General features: G+C 47.7%; 2 protein-coding genes and 1 pseudogene. 2 read left to right on the top strand and 1 reads right to left on the bottom strand.

Features of this window, described 5'->3' with window-relative positions; translation table 11 throughout:
- Positions 1 to 74: 74 nt before the first annotated feature.
- Entirely contained in the window at positions 75 to 335 is a 261-nt protein-coding gene (locus tag EKL29_RS22905) for an MFS transporter (protein ID WP_126690839.1), read from the bottom strand.
- A gap of 126 nt (positions 336 to 461) precedes the next feature.
- Between EKL29_RS22905 and EKL29_RS22900 the strand changes: the two genes are divergently transcribed.
- The gene (locus tag EKL29_RS22900; RefSeq protein WP_126690838.1) at positions 462 to 1,331 is read left to right on the top strand and encodes a LysR family transcriptional regulator; all 870 of its coding nucleotides are present in this window, start codon (positions 462 to 464) and stop codon (positions 1,329 to 1,331) included.
- A gap of 229 nt (positions 1,332 to 1,560) precedes the next feature.
- Positions 1,561 to 1,676: pseudogene (locus tag EKL29_RS22895) on the top strand (GNAT family N-acetyltransferase); the annotation flags it as partial.

Here is a 1,676-nt window from a genome sequence, read left to right as displayed (position 1 = left end):
CGCTTACCGCTCATGGGCACCTCTCTTTAAGCCATCTTAAATGACTCTGAGGTGTCTGTTAAACCCGTGGCGATTCATCCCAGCGATCCAACTATGTATATAGCAATGCCGGCAAACAGCACAGGTTTACGCCCGAGCCGATCTGAAAGCGGCCCGTAAAAAAGCTGGCATACTGCCAGCGCCAGTAAATAGACAGAAATGGTCTGTGAGATCTGCGACGGACTTACCGCAAATTCATGTGCCATATCTGGCATGGCGGGAAGGTAAACATCGGACGCAAGGAGTCCAAACGCACTCACCATAGCAACGGTAATAATAAAAGAGAGTTGAGGCATAATTTCCCGTATTGAACATATAAATAAGTGAAAAGAGCGCGTAGCTTAAAGGCTATTTCACTCTGCGAAAATGCATTAACATGCAGGCTATAACTGCAAAAATGCAGTACGTGTTTGGGAGAAACGATGAACTGGGATGATGTCCGGATTTTCCTGGCGGTATATCGCGCAGGTACTTTACGCGGTGCGGCTGAACGACTAACTGTTGATCAGACCACCGTGGGCCGCAGGCTGAATTCACTTGAGAAGTCGCTGGGTAGTAAACTTTTTTTAAAAGTCCGGGATGGCTGGGTGTTAACAGCTGGCGGTGAAAAAATTCTCGCTACTGCAAAAGAGATTGAGCGTCTCACGTGCAGCATTGAACGTCGCAGTGCCGGAGATGATGACCGTCTGGAAGGGAAAGTGCATGTCACCACTACTGATTCGCTGGCCGTCGATTTTGTTTTACCGGCAATTGAGCGCGTGCAGCATAACTATCCAAATATACAGGTCAATCTGACCACCACTACACGACTGCTGGATTTAGGTCGCCGTGAGGCAGATATAGCTGTACGAACTATTCGTCCGGAACAGCCCGATTTAATCATTAAAAAACTGGCCTCCTGGGAAGTAGGACTCTTTGCGACGCAAAAGTATATCGATAATTTTGGCATCCCAGAGCCTGGCGGTGGCTTTAAGGGGCACCGTATTGCTCTTTATCAGTCAGGCATTACAAATTCTCAGGATGGGCTGCTGGCAGGCGAAATGAGGCATCAAGGACTTGTCGTCGCTGAACTGGACTCCAGCATGATGTTAGCAACCTTTATTCGCGCCGGCCTGGCTCTTGGCGAGCTGCCAGATTACTTTGCACTAAGGTATCAGGAGCTTATTCGCCTGTGGCCGAAACAGAAGCGTAAAAACCCCTACGAGGTCTGGCTGGTTATGCATCAGGATCTGGCGCATACAGCAAGAATCAGAACAGTTATGCAAACTCTTACTGAAGAGTTCAGACATTGATACGATATTTTGTGAAGAGGCCCGGCTTCAATAATGGATACCTTCAGGGCATAAAACTATGCCTGATTCTCAGACGCGACGTCCGTTTTACTTATTGCGCTCTCGAAAGTTACTTACTGGCGACTCTGTGCCAGAAGAGGACATTGTGACCTTTATGTTGATTTTGTAGGTAACAATCCGGGCATGGTGGTAAATTAGCCAAATAATAAATCCAGGACAGGAGAAAAGAATGGCTACACAGCAAGCGCCTCAACTTGAAACAGAACGCCTGATTTTGAAGCAATTTACGCTCGATGACTTTCCCGCACTCAAGGCATGCTGGGCTACGCCTGAAATGGCTAAAAT

It is taken from the genome of Pantoea sp. YU22 (genome assembly GCF_003970755.1).
Classification (GTDB): domain Bacteria; phylum Pseudomonadota; class Gammaproteobacteria; order Enterobacterales; family Enterobacteriaceae; genus Pantoea; species Pantoea piersonii.
This window is presented reverse-complemented; position numbering and strand designations above follow the sequence as displayed.

Bases quoted from the DNA above. Each gene is read 5' to 3' on its own strand.
- EKL29_RS22900 (WP_126690838.1), top strand. From the start codon at position 462: ATGAACTGGGATGATGTCCGGATTTTCCTGGCGGTATATCGCGCAGGT.
- EKL29_RS22905 (WP_126690839.1), bottom strand. From the start codon at position 335: ATGCCTCAACTCTCTTTTATTATTACCGTTGCTATGGTGAGTGCGTTT.